Source organism: Photobacterium sp. AWH4_225 (assembly GCF_056158405.1).
In genome coordinates, this window is sequence record NZ_JBSWTF010000001.1 from 3,290,551 (window position 1) to 3,311,960 (window position 21,410).

The following is a 21,410-nucleotide window of genomic DNA, read 5'->3' on the forward strand; positions in this document are numbered from 1 at the left end:
GCACCAATAGTAAGTAGGATGACAATGAGCGCAGAACCCCTTTACACCGACAAAGAACTGAGTTGGCTATCTTTTAACGAGCGCGTATTGCAGGAGGCGGCTGACAAATCAGTTCCGCTGATTGAACGGGTCCGCTTTCTCGGTATCTACTCGAGCAATACCGATGAGTTCTATAAAGTCCGGTTTGCCGATGTCAAACGCCGAATCCTGATCAACGAAGAGCAAGGCGGCAATGACCGGGCCAAGGAGCTGCTGAGCAAGATCCAGAGCCGGGTGCTCAAGCTCAACCAGGACTTCGATACCCTATACAATGAAATCCTGCTGGAAATGGCCCGGCGCCATATCTTCCTGGTCAATGAGCAGCAGCTCGATGACCACCAGCAAGCCTGGCTGAGAAAGCACTTCCGCAACCGCATTCTGCCTCATGTCACGCCTATCTTACTGACTGACGATATCGATCTGCTGCAGTTCCTCAAGGATGAATATTCCTACCTTGCCGTGGAGATGCGCCAAGGCGTTAACAAGCGTTACGCCCTGATCGAAATTCCAACCGACCAGTTACCCCGTTTTATCCAGCTTCCTGAAGCCAAGGGGAAGCGCCGCAAGACCCTTATCTTCCTTGATAACATCATCCGCTTCTGTCTTGATGACATCTTCAGTGGCTTGTTCGAATACGATGAGTTGTCTGCCTATGCGATGAAGATGACCCGTGATGCCGAATACGACTTGAGCCAGGAAGTAGAGCATAGCCTGCTCGAGCAGATGTCAGAGGGTTTGGACCAGCGCCTGACCGCCATGCCGGTCCGGTTCGTCTACCAGCGTGATATGCCTGGTGATATGGTTGATGTCCTGTGTGGCCTGCTGAAAGTCTCAAGCTACGACAGTATCATTCCGGGTGGCCGCTACCATAATTTCAAGGACTTCATCGGCTTCCCGAATGTTGGCCGTGATTATCTGGAAAATAAACCACTGCCGCCACTCGAGAGCGCCCAGTTTGTTAATGGCCGCAATGCGTTCGATGCCATTAAGAAACAGGATATCCTGCTGTACTACCCGTACCATACCTTTGGCCACATGACGGAGTTGGTTCGCCAGGCTGCCTATGATCCGAAAGTACGCAGCATCAAGATCAATATCTATCGAGTCGCCAAAAACTCACAGATCATCGAGTCGATGATCGATGCCGCCAACAACGGTAAACAAGTCACGGTGGTGGTTGAACTGCAAGCCCGCTTCGACGAGGAAGCCAATATCGAATGGGCCCGTCGCCTAACCGAAGCTGGGGTACAGGTTCTGTTTGGTGTGCCTGGTCTAAAGATTCACTCCAAACTTTGCCTGATTACCCGCAAGGAAGGAGATGAGTTGGTACGTTATGCCCACCTTGGGACCGGCAACTTCCACGAGAAAACAGCGCGTATCTACACTGACTTTTCGCTAATGACCTGCCGCACCGAAATCACCGACGAGGTAAGGATGGTGTTCAACTACATCCAAAACCCTTACCGCCCGGTGAAATTCAAGCACCTGATTGTATCGCCGCGTAACTCCCGCTCGCGCCTGTATGACCTGATTGACCGGGAGATTGCACACGCCAAGCAAAACTTACCATCCGGTATTACACTAAAGGTGAACAACCTAGTCGATAAGGGTCTGATTAATCTGCTTTACCAAGCGAGCAGTGCCGGTGTGAAAATCAAACTGATTATCCGTGGCATGTGCGCATTGATCCCGGGTATCAAAGGGATCAGCGAAAACATCACGGCCATCAGTATCATCGACCGTTTCCTCGAGCACCCTCGTGTCGTGGTGTTTGAAAACAACGGTGAGCCTGATGTGTACATTTCATCCGCCGACTGGATGACCCGTAATATCGACAACCGTATCGAAGTCGGCTGCCCGATTTTTGATCCGGAGCTGAAAACCAAGATTATCGACATACTCAATATCCAGCTGTCTGATACCGTGAAGGCACGTATTATTGATAAAGAAATGTCCAATAAGTACGTCCCTAGAGGCAACAGACGTAAGATCCGCTCGCAGATTGCGATTTACGACTACCTCAAACAGTCAGAAAAACAGCTGAAGAAAAAACTAAAGAGCGATTCCAATACATGACAGAACCTGTACGCCCAAGAGAAGTCGCTGCGATAGATATTGGCTCGAACAGTTTCCACATGGTGGTTGCCCGCATAGTCGGGCAAAGCCTGCAAATCATCAGCCGTCATAAGCAACGTGTTCATCTGGCCTCTGGGCTCGATGACCACCATAACCTCGATCAGGCCGCCATCCAGCGTGGCCTGAACTGCTTGGCGATGTTTGCTGAACGCCTGCAAGGATTTGAGCCGGAAAATGTCCGCATTGCAGCAACTTACACGTTACGGCAGGCAAACAATGCCCATGTCTTCCTCAAACGCGCGGAAGCCCTGATCCCCTATCCGATTGAAATCATCCCCGGCACCGAAGAAGCCCGCCTTATTTATCTTGGCGTCGCCCATACCCAGCCAGACAACGGCCAAAAGCTGATTGTCGATATCGGGGGTGGTAGTACCGAACTGGTGATTGGTGATGGCTTCACCCCGCAGCTGGCTTACAGCAAGCACATGGGGTGTGTCAGCTACAACAAGAACTACTTTGCCAAAGGTAAAATCAGTAGCAAAAACATGGCTACGGCCCAGCTGGCTGCCCAGCAAAAGCTCGAGAGTATTGCCAGTAAATACACCCGCAAGGGCTGGCAGACTGCAATTGGCTCATCCGGCACCATCAAGGCAATCCGTGAAGTTTTGATCGGACAAGGCCATAACGACGGGGTGATCACCGCCAAACGTCTGCAGCAACTCTATGATGCTATCCTCAAGGTCAAACACTCGGATGACCTCGACTTTGTCGGCCTGAGTGATGATCGTAAACCTGTCTTTGCCGCCGGTGTCGCCATCCTCAGTGCCGTATTCAAGTCTTTGGATATAAAAGAGATGATCTTCTCAGACGGTGCCCTTCGAGAAGGTTTGCTGTACGAAATGGAAGAGCGTTTCCGCCATAGCGATATCCGGGTCAGAACCGCCAGCTCCATGGCCAAACAGTACAATGTCGATATTGGCCAGGCCAACCGAGTCAAGGCAACCGCCGAGCAGCTCTACAACCAAATCGAGCCGCAACCGGGCCTGACAAAAATCGAGCTGGCAACCCTGCTTAGCTGGGGAGCATTGCTCCACGAAGTCGGCTTGAGTATCAGCTACCCAGGCTTCCACCGCCATTCAGCCTACCTGCTGCGCCACAGCACCATGCCGGGTTTTAACCTCGAACAGCAGACCGTGTTGGCGACCTTGGTGCGTTTCCAGCGCAAGAGCCTGAAACTCGAAGAAATGCCAGAGCTGAGCATCTACAAGCGCAAGCATCTCTACCCGTTAATCCGCACTTTGAGGCTAGCTGTTGCCCTCAATGGCCAACGCAGTGATGATCCGCTACCGACGATAGCGGTCGATGCTGACAAGGAAAAGTGGCAGCTGACGCTGCCCGAAGACTGGGAAGGGAGTAACCGCTTACTGGCAGCCGATTTACGCCAAGAGCAGGCATACTGGCGCAAAGCCGGCTGGGAGTTAGAGCTCTCACCGGATAATGGCTAGCCCCTATCAAAAAAGCCGGAGTGATTTCAGTCACTCCGGCTTTTTCTATGCGAGTTATTTATCTAACCCCAACTCCAGCAAGGTTTGATTCACGGCTTCGGCAGGAAGCGGAACATAACCATCCTTCTTCACCAAATCCTGCCCTTGATCCGATAGGATAAAGCGGATGAATTCACTCTCGAGCGGCGGTAATGGCCGGTCTGGGTGCTTGTTGACATAGATATACAGGTAACGGGCCAATGGATAGCGGCCGCTGGCAGCATTATCGATAGTCGGCGCGACATAGTCACTGCCCTTGCGTGCAATAGGCAGCGCCCTGATCCCCGTGGTCTGGTAACCTACCCCGGAGTAACCAATGGAGTTAAGCGATGTCGAGACCGACTGCACAACAGAAGCCGAGCCCGGCTGTTCATTGACATTATTACGGAAGTCCCCCTGACACAGGGCCTTTTGCTTAAAATAACCATAAGTACCAGAGACAGAATTACGACCGAACAGTTGAATACTCCGCTTTTCCCAACTGCCTTTCAGTCCTAATTGCCCCCACCGAGTGATCGCTTGGTTACCGCCACAACGCAGCGTCTGTGAGAAAATAGCGTCAAGCTGGGTGAAATCGAGCCCCTGCAGCGGGTTGTCCTCGTTAACGAACACCGCCAACGCGTCGATTGCGACCCGGATCTCCGTCGGCTTGTAACCGTATTCTTGCTCGAACGCCGCAATTTCTCTGGCCTTCATCCGCCGGCTCATCGGTCCAAACTGGGCAGTGGCTTCTATCAATGCCGTCGGTGCAGTGGACGATCCAGCGGCCTGAACCTGGATATTCACACTTGGATAGGTACGCTTGAATTCTTCTGACCAGTAGGTCATCAGATTAGCAAAGGTGTCGGAACCCACCGACGATAAATTACCGGAGATCCCTTTTACCTTGGTGTAATGGGGCAATGGGCTGTGATCCGCCTGCGCCGGGCCTGTTGTGGCCAAGATAGCGGCTGGCAATACAAAGAAGGTGATTTTCTGCCATCGGGCCATGGCCTGCCTGATCCGGTTTATCATTCGATTAGTGTGACTCCTCAAAACAATACTCAAAAAAACAAAAGCGGCCCTTTAGGCCGCTCAATACTTTAGCATATTTTTTGCTGAGCTAACTTTGTGCTGCGTAAGCTTTATGCTGCGTTAGCAATCAATCGCTGAGGCAGGGTAAAGGCAAACGTACTGCCAACACCCACTTCACTCTCTATTTCTAGATGTGAGTCATGATGGCTAAGTGCATGCTTAACAATCGCCAGACCCAATCCACTACCCCCGGTTTCACGCGAGCGGGCTTTGTCGACCCGGTAGAAACGTTCAGTCAGTCGATGAATATGCTGCGGCTCGATGCCCTGCCCTTGGTCGGTCACTTCCAACCTTGGACCGGCTGAGGTCAGATACCAGCGCACCTTCACCTCGGCATCTACCGGGGTATGCTTAACTGCGTTATACACCAAGTTGGAAATCGCACTGCGCAGCTGATCTTCATCGCCCAACACCTTGAGCGATTTGTCCACCTCAAAGGTAAACAGCTGCTCCTCGCCGCCGCTGAGTGAAATCGCTTCTTTTTCAAGTACATCCAGCATAGCCGGCACATCGATGGTTTCTTCCAACTCGATATTCGGTGCCGCTTCGATTTTCGACAGGGTCAGCAACTGTTCGACTAATGAGTTCATCCGGGTCAGCTGCTCGGTCATTACCCCGTGGGCTTTATCCCACATCGGCCCCACCAGCATCTCAGGATCTTTCGACATCTCCAGGTAACCCTGCAGCACCGTCATAGGTGTACGAAGTTCATGGGAAACGTTGGCAAAGAAATTGCGACGCATCCCTTCTAGCTGCTTAACCTGGGACACATCACGCACCACCATCAGATACTCACCCTCGGTGTAGTGCATGATCCGCAATTCTAGGGTGCGGTCGTAATTAAGCGGAGAAGTGATTTCAAGCGGGGTCTCAAATGACTGCTTGCTCAGGTAGCGGACAAAGTCCGGGCTGCGAAGCAAGTTGCTAATCGGCTGGCCGGCATCATCCGGCCAACGGAAACCAAGCAGATGCTGGGCAAGCTTGTTACACCACACGATGTTCCCTTCGCTGCGAAAGACAACAACAGCATCAGGAAGGGACTCCGCACCGTTTCTGAAACGGCGGATCAAGGTTGCCAGCTCTTTGCGACGGCGTCGGTTACGTTGCTGTAAACGGTAAATCCCATTGAAAAGAGGCTCCCAACTACCCGAGCCCGAAGGCGGCGTCAGACTTCGCTCTTTCCATAACCAGTTGGACATCTTCAATAAATTATGAAAATGCCAGATTAACTGGATCCAAGTTGCGACCAGCAAGAACCAGGGCATGTAACCAAATACCCACCCTAGTGCGATCCAAGGCAAGTAGAAAAAGAGTAGTTCCCAGACTAACTTCTTCCACGACAGCCGTTCTACCATTTATTACTCCGTCACCGCGTTGCCCGCCGTGCGCCTACTTGATTGTTACTACTATACTCGGGTCGAGAAACGGTAACCCGCTCCGCGCACCGTCTGAACCAGTTTATCGTGACCGCCAGTCTCCAGCGCTTTGCGCAGACGACGGATATGAACATCGACAGTTCGGTCTTCAACATACACATTGGTGCCCCACACGTTGTTCAGCAGCTGCTCGCGGCTGTATACACGCTCTTGGTGGGTCATAAAGAAGTGAAGCATCTTGAACTCGGTTGGCCCCATGTCCAGCGGCTGCTCGTTGGATGTCACGCGGTGTGAAACCGGATCAAGCTTAAGACCCTGTACGTCAATCACATCATCCAGAGAAGTCGGTGATACCCGGCGCATTACCGCCTTCAGGCGTGCCATCAGTTCTTTTGGCGAAAACGGTTTGGTGATGTAATCATCCGCACCCACTTCCAAGCCACGTACCTTGTCCTCTTCCTCACCACGGGCAGTCAACATCACTACCGGGATCTGACGGGTTACTTCATCACGCTTCAAGTGCTTGATAAGATTAATTCCTGAGCCACCAGGCAACATCCAGTCGAGCAAAATCAGCTCTGGGTAGGGTTCGCACAGTTTCTCTAGTGCCATGTCATAATCTTCGGCTTCAATCGCCTGATATCCCTTCTGCTCAAGAACGAAGCAAAGCATCTCGCGGATTGGAGCTTCATCCTCTACAACAAGAATCCGTCTTACCATCGTTTTCAATACCTATTAATTGCTGTCTTTCGAGCGCCATTATGTGTGTTAAGTATGACACTTTTGTGACTTTCGCGGAGAAATACGTAACTGAACGTATATCATACTGTCATATAGCACTATGTTGCACTCAAGTGCAACGTATTGATAAAAAAGATAATTAGAGTCAGCCTGCTGTATAGCAGCAGGCTGCCCAACCTTATCCCCTCACCCGGATCTGGCTCCGGCCGCCCCCTTGGGCTTCAACCGCGACCTGTACACCGATACGCTCAACCAGCGTACCGACATGTGAAATCACCCCGATCTGGCGGCCGTCTGCCTGCAATGCATCAAGGCAAGCTAAAGCCATCTCCAGGCTGTCTGGGTCCAGCGTACCAAAGCCCTCATCAATAAATAGCGATCCGAGCTGGCGGGTATCAGCGGCCAGCGAGGCCAGTGCTAGCGCCAAGGCCAGCGATACCAGGAAGCTTTCGCCACCAGATAATGACTCCACGCTACGGACTTCATCTCCCATATCATGGTCGACCACCTGCAAGGCCAATGGGCTGTTCGGCACCGGCTGCAAGGCATAGCGCGGGGCCAAGTCATACAGGTGCTCATTGGCTAGCATTACCAGTTGCTGCAGGGTGAGGCCCTGGGCCAGAGTGCGGAACTTATTACCGGTTGCCGAGCCGATCAGCTCGCTCATCTGCAGCCACAATTCGGTTTGTTTCTGCTGAGCAGCCATTTTCTCGGTGAGCTCCCCTGCTTGCTGCAGAGCCTGCTCAGCCATGGTCAAGCGCTGGCGCAGCTGGAAGATTTGCTCATCACAAGAGAGCTTTTCACTGTTCCACTGCTCACGCAACTGACGCACAGCGATATCATCTTCGGTCAGTACCTCGCTGTTGATATCATGACCGACAAACCACTGCTCGGCCTGCTCCGCCAAAGCCTTGTGCTGTTCAATCGCATTCGCACGCTCATGGACCCGTGTTGCCACTTCAGTACGGGTATCATCGAGCGCTTTGAGCGCCGCCTGCTCTTGCTCCAACCACGCCTCGTCCTTGCTAAGAAGTTGCATCAGCTGGTGCTCGTTAAGCGACAGTTTTTCCTGCCACCCCAACCAGCTATGGACAACCTGACGATGCTCCGCCGAGAGTTCTTTATCTTGCTGCTCAAGGCCGGCCAAGGCCGCCGTCGCGGCAGCCATGGCTTCACCCGCTTGACGCTGGTCAAGCTCGGCTTGCTCATGCTGTTGCTGGGCTTCCGACACCGCAGTTTTGGCCTGTTGTTCTATGGCATCAGCCGCGTGCTCACCAAACACGCTGACCCGCTGCTGCCACAGTGACTGAACCTGCTGCTGCAACTGCTCAGCTTTTTGCTGCTTTTCGATCGCCTGCTTATAGCTGGCTGCCATATTCGCTTCCAGCTCGGCCAACTGCGGGGCCAACTCATTAAGCTCTCGCTCCACTTCCTGCATGGCCTTATGGCTCGACAGGTAGTGCTCAACTTGCTGTTTGAGCTGCTGGATATATTGCTCGGCACCTTGCTGGCGCAGCATATCCAACCATTGGTTGTTACCGTATTGGTCGTTTAAGGCTTCACCACGGGAGGTCAGGATATCCTGTTGGGTCTGGCTCTGCTGCTCAATCGACTGCAATCGCTCGGTACGCTGGGTATTGGCCTGCGTTTGTTGGTGGATATGCTCTTTGATTTCGGCTTCTGCCTGCTGCAGCTGCTGGCGCTGGTATTGCAACTGACGGCTTTGTTGCAGCTGCTGCTGAGCGGCTTCCATACCCTGCTGTAACGCCCTGATCTCGTTATATGCCTGCTCGGCTTGTTGCTGCCACTGCACCAACTGGTCGTTAAGGTGGCCGCTTTCAGCCTCTGCGGTCAACGGAGTAGAGAGTTCAACCTGCTCAAGCATGGCCAAAAGCTGGCTGACAATTTGATCGCTGTAGGCACGGTAACGCGCCAGCTCATTGTCGATCACCGCCAGGCGCTGCTGGCACTGTGGCAGTTGCTGCTGCAGATGGCGACGTTCGCCCTCGCCGTTTTGCAACAACTGCTGCAATTCACGCAAGCGCTGCTGCTGGCTATGGAGCAAGCCTTCGACAACCGGGTGCTGCTCGGCATATGGATGCTCGAGCGAACCACACAAAGGGCACGGCGAATCCGGCTGCAAATGGCTGCGGTACTCGCTGAGGTTAACCACTGCCATGCTTTGCTGCAGCTGCTGTTCGGCCTCCTGGTAACGGGCCATGAGCTGCTCCATTTCTGGCGACAAGGCCTCCAGCCTAGCTTCTGCCTGCTGCTTGAGCTGGCTCAGCTCTTGATGCTCGGCTTTGAGTTTCTCCATCTGCTCAAGCAAGGTAGACCATTCCTTGGTGCCCGACATTGCCTGGCGCAGGGTATCGAGCTCGGCTTGCTTGCTGGCAAACTGTTTCTGACTATCGGCAATCGCCTGCTCTTGCTGCTCAACCTTGAGCTCATTGAGAACCTTGGTCACCGCATCAAGCTGGCCGCTAACCTCTTTTTGCTGGGCCTCCAGCATCGTGGCATTGCGGTCGTGGGACTGCTGCTCGAACTGCAGTTGCTGCTTTTCGCGCGACAGGGTCGCCAATGTCCGGTGGGCTGATAGATACTGATCTAGGTTGTCCAATACTGGCTGGTACTGCTCGGCAACACCGGCCAGCTCCCGGTTTTGCTCTAGCACCATCGCCAACTGGTGATGGCGTTGCTGCAGCTGCTGGCGCTGGTGTTTTTTCTGCTCAGCCGCCTGCTGCTGTTCATTGAATGTTTTGAGCTGCTGCTGGTGATCGGCATCTAGCTCGGCCAGCTGGCGCTGCCCGGCAGCCAATTGCTCGTCGAGTAAAGCCACTTGCTTGAGTTTTGGTTCAAGCTCATCCCAATGTAGCTTGGCTTTTGCCAATGCCTGCTTGGTACCTTGTACCCGGTTATCCGCGTCCAACAGCCCCTGTTTGTGCTGCGCCAGTTCATCACGAGCTTTGCCGAGCGATACCTGCAGCTTGCTTAGCTGCAGCTGGGTTTGCTGCAACAAGGTAAAATCGCTGCGGGCAGGTTGGACTTTGGCTATCTGTTTTAGCTGCTCCTGACGCGGTGCCGCCTCTTTAAGCTGCTCTTCGGCATGAACCAATGCCTGCTCGGCTTCCTGTTGCTGTTGCTGCAACCGGGTTTGGGTCTGCAGCGCCTGCTGGTGCTGGGTCAACGCCGCCAGAGAGGTTTCCCACTGGCCTAACTGTACTTTGAGGGCTTCAAGCTGGCTGGTGAGTTGCGCTTTTTGCTCATCATCAAGCAGCTCAATATCGCCAAGCTGGGCCTGCAAAGCCTCGAGCTTTTGCTTTTCCTCACGAGCCCGTTCATAAGCGGCCATGGATAGGCGGCCGTATATCTCACCGCCGGTCATTCGCTCGAGCAATGCCGCACGTTCATCGGCCCCGGCTTTTAGGAAGGCGGCAAATTCGCCCTGCGGCAGCATGACCGCCCGGCGGAACTGCTCGAATGACAGCCCGACTAAGCGCTCGACTTCCGCTTGTAGTTCCGCTTTCTTGCCAGCAAAACGCTGGCCAGTTTCCAGGCATTCCAGCCATTGCTCCGAGGCTTGGATACGGCCATCGGCACGCCCCCGGGCACGGCGGACATGCCAGTGCGCCCGCCAGTGGCTGCCGTCGTTGGCAACAAAATCGACTTCGGCAAACCCTTCGGCCTTGCCGCGCGACAAAATACTGCGGACATCGTTGGCTTTGATCCGGCCGTTGTCACCGTCGCGGCCAATCTCCGCATCGTTTTTCTTGTTGGACTGGAGGCGGGGAATGCGGTCGTACAACGCAAGGCAAATCGCATCAAGCAAGGTCGACTTACCGGCACCAGTTTTTCCGGTAATGGCAAACAAACCCGCATCGCCCAAGCGGCCGCCAGCAAAATCAATCTCGAATGGCTGCTGTAGGCTCGCCAGGTTTTCACCACGTAGCGCTAAGATTTTCATTGTTGTTCTCTTTCTTGTTCTGGCTTACGACTCGACAGCGTCGCTGTCTTCCACGGCAATCAACAGGCTTTCGAAAGCAGCGGCCATTGCCTCATCCGGCTCACCTTGGTATTTCTGACTCCAGCTCAAACTAAACACCTGCTGCGGCGTCACATCGGACAGGCGACGATGGCCAAGGCCATTTTGTGCCTGTTGCTGCTGGTAGTGCGGGGTGATCTTGGCCAGCCTCACGGCCTTGCCCTCCAGGGCTTCAAGCACTTTTTCGCGCAGCAGGGCCTGTGGTTTATCCAGCTGGATATGCACTTCCAAAAACGGTTGCTGCTCACGCGGACGCTCATCGACGTCCAGCGCCTTGAGCTCTTCAAGCACCTGCTCCAACGGGGCTGGTGACGAAGGCACCTTGAGCATATCAACGGCCCGTGGCACAGAGACAGACTCAATGCCGGCAACCGCTGCACCATCAAGCTCGACCATAACCACTTGGTGGTTGTAGCCTCGCTCGGACATCGAAAGCGGCAATGGCGAGCCGCTGTAGCGAACCTGCTCTTTCTTCGCCACGCGCTGGGCCAAATGCAAGTGGCCTAGCGCCACATAGGCCATATCATCGGCAAAAATAGAAGCAGGCAACGCATGCTGGTTACCACCGAGCACCCGGCGCTCTGACATTTCCGACAATTTACCCGATGCCATGTAGGCGTGCCCCATGCCGATCAGCGCCTGCTGCGGTGTCTGGATCTGGCGCGCTGCCTCGGTCACTTCGCCATAGAGGGTTTCCACCCCTTTGATCAGGCGATCGTCTTCTTCATCCAGATCTTCGGTACGCAGATCAGCACTGCGCAGGAAAGGCACCGCCAATACCCATGCCGCTTGCTCACCGGCTTTATTGGTCAGCGGAACCAACATCCGCTCGGTATCGAGCTCGCCATCGGCCTGGCGGTGAATCCCACCGACTATGTGCAAATCGAATGCTCTTAGCAGCTCGTGCGGAGCATCAAGCTTGCTTGGCGAATCATGGTTACCACCAATCATTACGACATTTAAATCCGGCATGCTTTTCGCCATCCGTGCCAGAAAGCGGTATAGCATCCGCCAGGCACTGGCCGGCGGGTTGGCGGTATCAAAAATATCACCAGCCACCAGCAGGGCATCGACCTGCTCTTGCTCAAGGGTCTGCGCCAGCCAGTCAAGAAACGCCTGGTGCTCGAAATCGCGGCTATAGCCATGCAGTTGGTGGCCTAGGTGCCAGTCGGAGGTATGGAGGATCTTCATTGCGGTCGATATGCCGTTATGGAAACACTGATTTGGATTGTACCGCACTTTGCGTTATGCCCAAGCTACTGAGCACGAAAACTTAAGACAAAAGCCAACCAATGCAATAAGATTGACAGCCAAATGCACAACCAAGGATTTGTAACAGCCATGATGTGGTTTAAAAACGTACTTACTTATCGCTTCAGCCGCGAGATCGACCTCAATCCTGATCAACTTGAGAAGCAACTTGAAGAGTTCCGCTTTACCCCGTGTGGCAGCCAAGATCAGCAAAAATTTGGTTGGGTCCACGCACTGGGTAAGCACGGCGACATGTTCACCCATGTAATTGGTGACAACATCCTGATTTGTGCACGCAAAGAAGAAAAGATGCTGCCAGCGTCAGTGATCAAAGAGACACTGAACGAGAAAGTAGAAGCTCAGGAAGCCGAGCAAGGCCGCAAACTGAAGAAAAGCGAAAAAGACACCATCAAAGATGAAATCGTGATGGATCTGCTGCCGCGCGCCTTCAGCCGCAAGAGCCAGACTTACGCGCTGATCATGCCTAAAGAAGGCTATGTACTGGTTGATGCTGGTAGCTTCAAGAAAGCCGAAGATCTGCTGGCGCTGCTGCGTAAATCTATCGGTAGCCTGCCAGTTATCCCGGTCACACCGGAAAAACCGGCCGAGCTAACCATGACTGAGTGGGTACGTTCAAACACCTCGCCAAACGGCTTTACCATCGGCGAAGAAGCCGAGCTGAAAGCCATTCTGGAAGACGGTGGTGTGATCCGCTGTAAGCAGCAGGATCTATCAAGCGATGAGATCATGGCCCACATCGAAGCTGACAAGCTGGTGACCAAGCTGTCTATCAACTGGCAGGACCGCATCGACTTCGTTTTGGCAGACGACCTGTCTATCAAGCGCCTGAAATTCTCTGATGAGCTGAAAGAGCAGAATGACGATATCGACCGCGATGAAATGGCCCAGCGTATCGATGCCGATCTATCGCTGATGGCTGGCGAATTCTCCGCATTCTTGCCAAACCTGTTCGAAGTGCTTGGCGGCTTGGAAGCCAAAGCTTAATCAGCATTTACTATTTGTGGCACTGAGTTCCTCGGTGCCACTTTCTCCGTCTATCTCGTTACCCCCTCGCAATACAATCAAACCACCAGTTGCCCCCTACGGTGAAACCTTCTAATCAACTGTTTACAGTCACCAACGACTAAACTTTGCCTAATTCGGCATTAGCATTGCTATTGGGGGGTAGATCACAGTAAAATCCCGCCTCAACTCCGTATCCCCCTGCGATACGGCCTGATTTGCAATCAGACACTGGAATATAAGAGCTATGTTTAAACCTGAATTGTTATCGCCTGCGGGCAGCCTGAAGAACATGCGCTACGCATTTGCCTACGGTGCAGATGCTGTTTACGCCGGCCAGCCACGTTACAGCCTTCGTGTACGTAACAACGAGTTCAACCACGAGAACCTAAAAATCGGTATCGACGAAGCTCATGCCCAAGGCAAGAAGCTTTACGTGGTATGTAACATTCAGCCACATAACTCTAAACTGAAAACCTTCATTCGCGATCTGAAGCCGGTTGTGGAAATGGGCCCTGATGCACTGATCATGTCTGACCCAGGTCTTATCATGATGGTGCGCGAGAACTTCCCTGAGATGCCAATCCACCTATCAGTTCAGGCGAACGCCGTAAACTGGGCAACGGTGAAGTTCTGGGCAGCCAATGGCGTTGAGCGCGTAATCGTCTCTCGCGAACTGTCTCTGGAAGAAATCGAAGAGATCCGCGAGCACTGCCCTGAAACCGAGCTGGAAGTTTTCGTCCACGGTGCACTTTGCATGGCTTACTCTGGCCGTTGCCTGCTATCTGGCTACATCAACAAGCGTGACCCTAACCAGGGTACCTGCACCAATGCCTGCCGCTGGGAATACAAAGTGGAAAAAGGCGCGGAAAACGACGCTGGCCAGATCGTTGAAGAGTTCAACCCAAGCGATGCCCAAGCGATCGAAGTACAGGACGAGCGTCCTGAAACCACTATCGGCCGCGGCAAGCCAACCGAAGAAGTGGTACTGCTAAGCGAAGCGCACCGCCCAGACGAGAAGATGGCGGCGTTCGAAGACGAACACGGCACCTACATCATGAACTCGAAAGATCTTCGTGCTATCCAGCACGTTGACCGCCTGACCAAGATGGGCGTTCACTCGCTGAAAATCGAAGGTCGTACCAAGTCATTCTACTACTGTGCCCGTACCGCACAGGTTTACCGTAAAGCAATTGATGACGCAGTTGCTGGCAAGCCATTCGACGAAAGCTTGATGGGTACGCTGGAAAGCCTAGCCCACCGTGGTTACACCGAAGGCTTCCTGCGCCGTCACACTCACGATGCTTACCAAAACTATGACTACGGCTACTCAATCTCTGACAGCCAGCAGTTCGTGGGTGAGTTTACCGGTAAGCGCCGCGGCGATCTGGCTGAAGTAGAAGTGAAGAACAAGTTTGTAGTAGGTGACAGCCTTGAGCTAATGACACCGCAGGGTAATGTGATCTTCACTCTTGAAGCGATGGAAAACCGCAAGTCTGAAGCGGTCACTGACGCCAAGGGTAACGGCCACTTCGTATTTATCCCTGTACCGGAAGATATGGATCTGGAATACGGCCTGCTGATGCGTAACCTAAACTCAGGTGAGAGCACCCGAAACCCACACGCACCAAAAGACGGTAAGTAATCACCATGGCACTGCTTATTACCAGTAAGTGCATTAACTGCGACATGTGTGATCCCGAGTGTCCAAACGAGGCGATCACCATGGGGGACGAAATCTACGAGATTGACCCTGACAAATGCACCGAGTGTAAAGGACACTACGACAAGCCGACGTGCCAGTCGGTGTGTCCGATCACCAACTGTATTATTACCGATCCCGACAACGTCGAAACAGACGAAGCGCTGTTCGAAAAGTTTGTCACCCTGCAGGGATTGGCATAAAAGAAAAAGCGCCGAAAGGCGCTTTTTTTGTCTCTAAAGCAAGGCGTTAACTTCCAATCATCCCGTTGTTGGTGTCCGCAGTAACGCCAAGCACTGTGCTGGCGGTACCGGTTTTGGCTTGGGCTTTTTCTTCACCTTGGCGACCTTTTCTTTCTTCGCTTTTGGCTTAGGCTTCCAAGAAGCAAGCTCGGCACCACAACCATCCCCCGGAGGAGGTGGAGTCTGCGCTTTGCAACTGCTGTCACCGTCTGGGCAATGGAGCCTGACATGGAAGTGGTAATAATGTCCCCACCATGGCCTGACTTTCTGCAGCCAATCCCTATCCGTCCATTCGCGCTGGCACAGCTGCTCTTTAATCACCGGATGAACAAAAACTCTGGCGACACGCTCATCAGCCGCAGCAAGCTGGACCATCAAGGCTTGTTTATCCCCCCAGTTTTTCTTGTTTATCTTGTACTGCTTGATGTGCACCATTGGCAAGGGCTGGACATCAATCAGCTCTTCCTCACTAAGTGGGCCATCGCTTAGCTTGAGCCAGATATCCGCATCGAGTCCAGTCTGGTGACTGTTATGGCCCGACGAAAAACGTCCGCCCCGAGGCATCGCAATATCACCGACTAGCAATTGGCCCAGCTCAAGTTTGTAGACCTGTTTTGATAAATCATGGAGGAAGCGGATCATCGATTCGTGGCCGTAATACCGGCCCCGCTGTGATCGCATCACCTGATAACCTTCCCCCTCCAACGGCAAAGGCTCGGCGCCGGCCAGACAGCCGTTATTGTAAGTACCAATCGACTCCGATTGACCTTGCGATGGCGCTTTCACCTTTTCCCATGGGCTTGCCGCAACGGGCAAAACTATCGTAATCCCTAAAAGAAGGGCAAAAATATACCTCATGCCTGTCTGATCCTTTTGTTACTTTTTTATCCGCATACTTTTGAGCATAGCAAGCAACAAAAAAGCTGCCCGTAGGCAGCTTGATCATTTGGGATCGAATATTCATTTTCCGATCATTACTTCATCTGTTGATCAAGATTCAAAATGGTCAAGGCGTTGCTGACACTGGTCGCCAGCACATCGACCACACCGGATCGCAATGCGCCCAGCAAGGCCAAGGCTTTGCTGTTCTCGGCAGCTGTGACAACCACTGTTGGAATATGTCTGAGCTCTTCCATACTCAAGCCAATCACCCGGTCGCTCATCATGGTATCAGCACGGCGTCCCTGGCTATCAAAAAAGTCATAGCCGGCAATGTCCCCCACTACCCCTTTGCGGATCCGCGCTTCGACAATCTCCTGGGGCGTAAACCAGCCCAGCTTGACCATATGGCTGTTTTCATTCATATCACCAACCCCCACCAATGCAACGTCTGCACGTCTGGCACGATCAAGCGTCTCCTTTACTGTACCGTTTTTCATAAAGGCTTCTTTTACCTTGATGTCCTCGACATAAGCCGGGGCATACAGGGTTTCACTGATGCCGTCATATTTCTTTGCTAGTAGGCGGCAGATATGATCGGCATTGATGGCGTTACCGGAGCGATGAGTACCACCTATACCCGAGACAAAGCGGCATTTGCGATGGGGAACCACTCCGACATGACTGGCGATTGAAGCAATATTACGCCCCTGGCCAACGGTGACTACCATGTCATCGGTCAGAATGGATGACAGGTAACTCGATACCAGGCTAGCGACCTGCTGGCGCTGGCTTTCGTCATCAGGCTGATCAAGGGCAATCAAGGCGCGTTTCAAATTAAAGCGCTCGACCAATTGCTGCTCCAGCTTCTCACTGAACACCGGGTGGTATTTCACCGTGATTTCCACTACCCCTTCATCCCGGGCACGGCGCAGCAAGCGGCCTACTTTGGCCCGCGACATCCCGAACATCTTGGAGATTTCTTCCTGGGTTGCCCCATCCTGGTAGTAGGCAATGGCTATTTCTGTCAGCTGATCGCTGTCTACATGGGAGGTGTCATTCTGGGGCGCTGTCATAGCCATACCTTTGATATAAATCGGGTTACGAATAGGATTTAATCTGAAGAAACATTTTAACGGTTATTGGGATAGAAGGCGATGGGCGATGGGCGATGGGCGATGGGCGATGCAACCTTGCTCTTCCTCTAGCCCCAAGCCAATGGCCTCTGGCCTGAAACGTAAAAAAGCCCGAGTACTTCGACTCGGGCTTAGTATAAGTGGCGGAGGGCCGGGGTCGCGCACGACCGGAACTCGAACCCGCGCCCCCGGCGTGACAGGCCGCTGCTTTTAAGGTAAATAGGCTAACCAACTGAACTACCGCTCGTGTACTGCACATACAAAAAATCCCCAGCATCGCTGCTAGGGACTTAATGATTGGCGGAGGGCCGGGCTTGCGCACAAGCGGGACTCAAGCCAAAGGCTCGTGAGAGTCCAATCTAAAACCTGTAAACGTAAAAAAGCCCCGTCTTTCGACGAGGCTTCTTAATAAGTGGCGGAGCGGACGGGACTCGAACCCGCGACCCCCGGCGTGACAGGCCGGTATTCTAACCAACTGAACTACCGCTCCACTCAAATCACCGCACGTTCACTGCGATAATCTAAATTGGAAGCCTGGCGATGTCCTACTCTCACATGGGGAGGCCCCACACTACCATCGGCGCTATTACGTTTCACTACTGAGTTCGGCATGGGATCAGGTGGGTCCATAATGCTATGGTCGCCAAGCAAAATTCTTACAATCTTAGAAAGCTGATGTTCTCAACACTCATCCAAGTGTTTGCGGAGTCCGTAAAAACCCCTTGGGTGTTGTATGGTTAAGCCTCACGGGCAATTAGTACAGGTTAGCTCAACGCCTCACAACGCTTACACACCCTGCCTATCTACGTCGTAGTCTCCAACAACCCTTCAGGAACCTTATAGGTTCAGGGATGACTCATCTTGAGGCTCGCTTCCCGCTTAGATGCTTTCAGCGGTTATCGATTCCGAACTTAGCTACCGGGCAATGCGTCTGGCGACACAACCCGAACACCAGAGGTTCGTCCACTCCGGTCCTCTCGTACTAGGAGCAGCCCCTCTCAATCATCCAACGCCCACGGCAGATAGGGACCGAACTGTCTCACGACGTTCTAAACCCAGCTCGCGTACCACTTTAAATGGCGAACAGCCATACCCTTGGGACCGACTTCAGCCCCAGGATGTGATGAGCCGACATCGAGGTGCCAAACACCGCCGTCGATATGAACTCTTGGGCGGTATCAGCCTGTTATCCCCGGAGTACCTTTTATCCGTTGAGCGATGGCCCTTCCATACAGAACCACCGGATCACTATGACCTGCTTTCGCACCTGCTCGACTTGTCAGTCTCGCAGTCAAGCGGGCTTATGCCATTGCACTAACCTCACGATGTCCGACCGTGATTAGCCCACCTTCGTGCTCCTCCGTTACGCTTTGGGAGGAGACCGCCCCAGTCAAACTACCCACCAGGCACTGTCCGCACCCCGGATAACGGGGCGACGTTAGAACATCAACACTACAAGGGTGGTATTTCAAGGACGGCTCCACCGAATCTAGCGACTCGGTTTCAAAGCCTCCCACCTATCCTACACATGTAGGGTCAATGTTCAGTGCCAAGCTGTAGTAAAGGTTCACGGGGTCTTTCCGTCTAGCCGCGGGTACGCAGCATCTTCACTGCGATTTCAATTTCACTGAGTCTCGGGTGGAGACAGCGTGGCCATCATTACGCCATTCGTGCAGGTCGGAACTTACCCGACAAGGAATTTCGCTACCTTAGGACCGTTATAGTTACGGCCGCCGTTTACCGGGGCTTCGATCAAGAGCTTCGACCGAAGTCTAACCCCATCAATTAACCTTCCGGCACCGGGCAGGCGTCACACCGTATACGTCATCTTTCGATTTTGCACAGTGCTGTGTTTTTAATAAACAGTTGCAGCCACCTGGTATCTGCGACTGCCAGCAGCTCCAAGAGCAAGTCTCTTCACCGCCGGCAGCGTACCTTCTCCCGAAGTTACGGTACCATTTTGCCTAGTTCCTTCACCCGAGTTCTCTCAAGCGCCTTGGTATTCTCTACCCGACCACCTGTGTCGGTTTGGGGTACGATTCCTTACTATCTGAAGCTTAGAGGCTTTTCCCGGAAGCATGGCATCAATGACTTCAGCACCGTAGTGCCTCGACATCGGGTCTCAGCCTAGTGTAATCCCGGATTTGCCTAAGATTACAGCCTACACCCTTGAACCTGGACAACCGTCGCCAGGCCCACCTAGCCTTCTCCGTCCCCCCATCGCAATAGTAAGAAGTACGGGAATATTAACCCGTTTCCCATCGACTACGCCTTTCGGCCTCGCCTTAGGGGTCGACTCACCCTGCCCCGATTAACGTTGGACAGGAACCCTTGGTCTTCCGGCGAGGGAGTTTTTCACTCCCTTTATCGTTACTCATGTCAGCATTCGCACTTCTGATACGTCCAGCACACCTTACGATGCACCTTCAACCGCTTACAGAACGCTCCCCTACCCAATACATATAAATGCATTGCCGCAGCTTCGGTGTATAGCTTAGCCCCGTTAAATCTTCCGCGCAGGCCGACTCGACCAGTGAGCTATTACGCTTTCTTTAAATGATGGCTGCTTCTAAGCCAACATCCTGGCTGTCTGAGCCTTCCCACATCGTTTCCCACTTAGCTATAACTTTGGGACCTTAGCTGGCGGTCTGGGTTGTTTCCCTCTCCACGACGGACGTTAGCACCCGCCGTGTGTCTCCCGGATAGTACTTACTGGTATTCGGAGTTTGCAAAGGGTTGGTAAGTCGGGATGACCCCCTAGCCTTAACAGTGCTCTACCCCCAGTAGTATTCGTCCGAGGCGCTACCTAAATAGCTTTCGGGGAGAACCAGCTATCTCCAGGTTTGATTGGCCTTTCACCCCTAGCCACAAGTCATCCGCTAATTTTTCAACATTAGTCGGTTCGGTCCTCCAGTAAGTGTTACCTCACCTTCAACCTGCCCATGGCTAGATCACCTGGTTTCGGGTCTAATCCTAGCAACTGAACGCCCAGTTAAGACTCGGTTTCCCTACGGCTCCCCTAATCGGTTAACCTTGCTACTAAAATTAAGTCGCTGACCCATTATACAAAAGGTACGCAGTCACCCCGAAGGGCTCCTACTGCTTGTACGTACACGGTTTCAGGTTCTATTTCACTCCCCTCACAGGGGTTCTTTTCGCCTTTCCCTCACGGTACTGGTTCACTATCGGTCAGTCAGGAGTATTTAGCCTTGGAGGATGGTCCCCCCATGTTCAGACAGGATATCACGTGTCCCGTCCTACTCGATTTCACTCGCAATGCGCTACCGGTTACGGGGCTATCACCCTGTATCGCTGTGCTTTCCAGCACATTCACCTGTCGCAAAACTAGCTTAAGGGCTAATCCGGGTTCGCTCGCCGCTACTGCCGGAATCTCGGTTGATTTCTCTTCCTCGGGGTACTTAGATGTTTCAGTTCCCCCGGTTCGCCTCAATACGCTATGTATTCACGCATTGATAACTGCTTATGCAGCTGGGTTTCCCCATTCGGAAATCCAAGAGTATTGTGATTCTTACCATCTTCTCTTGGCTTATCGCAGGTTAGCACGTCCTTCATCGCCTCTGACTGCCCAGGCATCCACCGTGTACGCTTAGTCACTTAACCATACAACCCCAAGAGGTCTTTCGTATGGCTCAACAACCAAGGTTGTTCATCTGAGTATTGATGAACTGTGTTTCGCCGGACTCTTACACAAGACACTTGAATGTGTGTTGCTTGAGAACTCGTTCTATCTTTCGATAGAACTATTAGTATTGAATTCGAAAATTCAATTTACTAGTCAGCTTTCCAGATTGTTAAAGAGCATGTGTTTATCGTGAGATAACCACTTTCTAATTAATTTCGGCCGGGCCGCGCAGGCGGCAAAAAAGCGGACTCAACAAAGTTAACCTTCATTGAATCTGCGTATCCGTGCAGAAAATACTTAGAGAGTGGTGGGCGATACCGGGCTCGAACCAGTGACCCCCTCCTTGTAAGGGAGGTGCTCTCCCAACTGAGCTAATCGCCCACGATAGTTTTAATTCCTTCGTGAGAAAGAATGGTGGGTCGTGCAGGATTCGAACCTGCGACCAATTGATTAAAAGTCAACTGCTCTACCAACTGAGCTAACGACCCGTGGCGTCCCATAGGGGAGTCGAACCCCTGTTACCGCCGTGAAAGGGCGGTGTCCTAGGCCTCTAGACGAATGGGACTAAGTGTTTGGTTAATGTGTTGGGCACACTAACGAGGATAGCCAACGCTACCCTTGCTCTCTTACATTTCAACCAAG

General features: G+C 52.9%; 12 protein-coding genes, 4 tRNA genes and 2 rRNA genes. 5 read left to right on the forward strand and 13 right to left on the reverse strand.

Going from position 1 to position 21,410, the window contains the following annotated elements; translation table 11 throughout:
* The first annotated feature begins 24 nt into the window (after positions 1-24).
* On the forward strand, positions 25-2,115 hold the full coding sequence (gene ppk1, locus ACXAD4_RS15325) for a polyphosphate kinase 1 (protein ID WP_475242513.1): 2,091 nt from the start codon (positions 25-27) through the stop codon (positions 2,113-2,115).
* Entirely contained in the window at positions 2,112-3,620 is a 1,509-nt protein-coding gene (ppx, locus tag ACXAD4_RS15330) for an exopolyphosphatase (RefSeq protein WP_475242514.1), read from the forward strand. Before ppk1 ends, ppx begins: the two co-directional genes overlap by 4 nt.
* A gap of 54 nt (positions 3,621-3,674) precedes the next feature.
* On the opposite strand, the gene ACXAD4_RS15335 is transcribed toward ppx, so the two are convergent.
* The 5 genes from ACXAD4_RS15335 to ACXAD4_RS15355 form a co-directional block, all read right to left on the reverse strand.
* Positions 3,675-4,649 carry a PstS family phosphate ABC transporter substrate-binding protein gene (locus ACXAD4_RS15335; protein WP_475242804.1) on the reverse strand — a complete coding sequence of 325 codons (975 nt, stop codon included), beginning with the start codon at positions 4,647-4,649 and terminating at the stop codon, positions 3,675-3,677.
* A 134-nt stretch (positions 4,650-4,783) separates the two neighbouring features.
* Positions 4,784-6,088: a phosphate regulon sensor histidine kinase PhoR gene (phoR, locus tag ACXAD4_RS15340; protein WP_475242516.1), complete on the reverse strand. Its 1,305-nt coding sequence runs from the start codon at positions 6,086-6,088 to the stop codon at positions 4,784-4,786.
* A gap of 51 nt (positions 6,089-6,139) precedes the next feature.
* The gene (gene phoB, locus ACXAD4_RS15345; protein ID WP_317524199.1) at positions 6,140-6,829 is read right to left on the reverse strand and encodes a phosphate regulon transcriptional regulator PhoB; all 690 of its coding nucleotides are present in this window, start codon (positions 6,827-6,829) and stop codon (positions 6,140-6,142) included.
* A gap of 199 nt (positions 6,830-7,028) precedes the next feature.
* Positions 7,029-10,814, reverse strand: coding sequence for an AAA family ATPase (locus ACXAD4_RS15350; RefSeq protein WP_475242517.1), 3,786 nt, complete (start codon positions 10,812-10,814; stop codon positions 7,029-7,031).
* 24 nt (positions 10,815-10,838) lie between these two features.
* Positions 10,839-12,083 (reverse strand): exonuclease SbcCD subunit D C-terminal domain-containing protein, encoded by a 1,245-nt coding sequence (locus ACXAD4_RS15355; RefSeq protein WP_475242518.1) that lies wholly within the window; start codon positions 12,081-12,083, stop codon positions 10,839-10,841.
* 153 nt (positions 12,084-12,236) lie between these two features.
* On the opposite strand from ACXAD4_RS15355, the gene rdgC reads away from it, so the two are divergent.
* From rdgC to ACXAD4_RS15370, 3 genes are all read left to right on the forward strand, one after another.
* Positions 12,237-13,148 (forward strand): recombination-associated protein RdgC, encoded by a 912-nt coding sequence (gene rdgC / locus ACXAD4_RS15360; RefSeq protein ID WP_187461530.1) that lies wholly within the window; start codon positions 12,237-12,239, stop codon positions 13,146-13,148.
* A 265-nt stretch (positions 13,149-13,413) separates the two neighbouring features.
* The gene (gene trhP / locus ACXAD4_RS15365) at positions 13,414-14,811 is read left to right on the forward strand and encodes a prephenate-dependent tRNA uridine(34) hydroxylase TrhP (RefSeq protein WP_475242519.1); all 1,398 of its coding nucleotides are present in this window, start codon (positions 13,414-13,416) and stop codon (positions 14,809-14,811) included.
* Between the two features lie 5 nt (positions 14,812-14,816).
* Complete coding sequence (locus ACXAD4_RS15370; protein WP_475242520.1) at positions 14,817-15,071, forward strand: YfhL family 4Fe-4S dicluster ferredoxin; 255 nt, start codon at positions 14,817-14,819, stop codon at positions 15,069-15,071.
* 57 nt (positions 15,072-15,128) lie between these two features.
* On the opposite strand, the gene mepA is transcribed toward ACXAD4_RS15370, so the two are convergent.
* From mepA to ACXAD4_RS15410, 8 genes are all read right to left on the reverse strand, one after another.
* Positions 15,129-15,968, reverse strand: coding sequence for a penicillin-insensitive murein endopeptidase (gene mepA, locus ACXAD4_RS15375; RefSeq protein ID WP_475242522.1), 840 nt, complete (start codon positions 15,966-15,968; stop codon positions 15,129-15,131).
* A gap of 116 nt (positions 15,969-16,084) precedes the next feature.
* Complete coding sequence (locus tag ACXAD4_RS15380; protein ID WP_317524192.1) at positions 16,085-17,065, reverse strand: sugar-binding transcriptional regulator; 981 nt, start codon at positions 17,063-17,065, stop codon at positions 16,085-16,087.
* 473 nt (positions 17,066-17,538) lie between these two features.
* Positions 17,539-17,615 (reverse strand) — tRNA-Asp (locus ACXAD4_RS15385).
* A 42-nt stretch (positions 17,616-17,657) separates the two neighbouring features.
* A 5S ribosomal RNA gene (gene rrf / locus ACXAD4_RS15390) occupies positions 17,658-17,773 on the reverse strand.
* 85 nt (positions 17,774-17,858) lie between these two features.
* Positions 17,859-20,746 (reverse strand): 23S ribosomal RNA (locus tag ACXAD4_RS15395).
* Between the two features lie 327 nt (positions 20,747-21,073).
* Positions 21,074-21,149, reverse strand: a tRNA-Val gene (locus ACXAD4_RS15400).
* A gap of 31 nt (positions 21,150-21,180) precedes the next feature.
* Positions 21,181-21,256 (reverse strand) — tRNA-Lys (locus ACXAD4_RS15405).
* A 1-nt stretch (position 21,257) separates the two neighbouring features.
* Positions 21,258-21,333: transfer RNA gene (locus ACXAD4_RS15410), tRNA-Glu, on the reverse strand.
* Positions 21,334-21,410: the final 77 nt, after the last annotated feature.

Bases quoted from the DNA above. Each gene is read 5' to 3' on its own strand.
- ppk1 (WP_475242513.1), top strand. From the start codon at position 25: ATGAGCGCAGAACCCCTTTACACCGACAAAGAACTGAGTTGGCTATCT.
- ppx (WP_475242514.1), top strand. From the start codon at position 2,112: ATGACAGAACCTGTACGCCCAAGAGAAGTCGCTGCGATAGATATTGGC.
- ACXAD4_RS15335 (WP_475242804.1), bottom strand. From the start codon at position 4,649: ATGGCCCGATGGCAGAAAATCACCTTCTTTGTATTGCCAGCCGCTATC.
- phoR (WP_475242516.1), bottom strand. From the start codon at position 6,088: ATGGTAGAACGGCTGTCGTGGAAGAAGTTAGTCTGGGAACTACTCTTT.
- phoB (WP_317524199.1), bottom strand. From the start codon at position 6,829: ATGGTAAGACGGATTCTTGTTGTAGAGGATGAAGCTCCAATCCGCGAG.
- ACXAD4_RS15350 (WP_475242517.1), bottom strand. From the start codon at position 10,814: ATGAAAATCTTAGCGCTACGTGGTGAAAACCTGGCGAGCCTACAGCAG.
- ACXAD4_RS15355 (WP_475242518.1), bottom strand. From the start codon at position 12,083: ATGAAGATCCTCCATACCTCCGACTGGCACCTAGGCCACCAACTGCAT.
- rdgC (WP_187461530.1), top strand. From the start codon at position 12,237: ATGTGGTTTAAAAACGTACTTACTTATCGCTTCAGCCGCGAGATCGAC.
- trhP (WP_475242519.1), top strand. From the start codon at position 13,414: ATGTTTAAACCTGAATTGTTATCGCCTGCGGGCAGCCTGAAGAACATG.
- ACXAD4_RS15370 (WP_475242520.1), top strand. From the start codon at position 14,817: ATGGCACTGCTTATTACCAGTAAGTGCATTAACTGCGACATGTGTGAT.
- mepA (WP_475242522.1), bottom strand. From the start codon at position 15,968: ATGAGGTATATTTTTGCCCTTCTTTTAGGGATTACGATAGTTTTGCCC.
- ACXAD4_RS15380 (WP_317524192.1), bottom strand. From the start codon at position 17,065: ATGACAGCGCCCCAGAATGACACCTCCCATGTAGACAGCGATCAGCTG.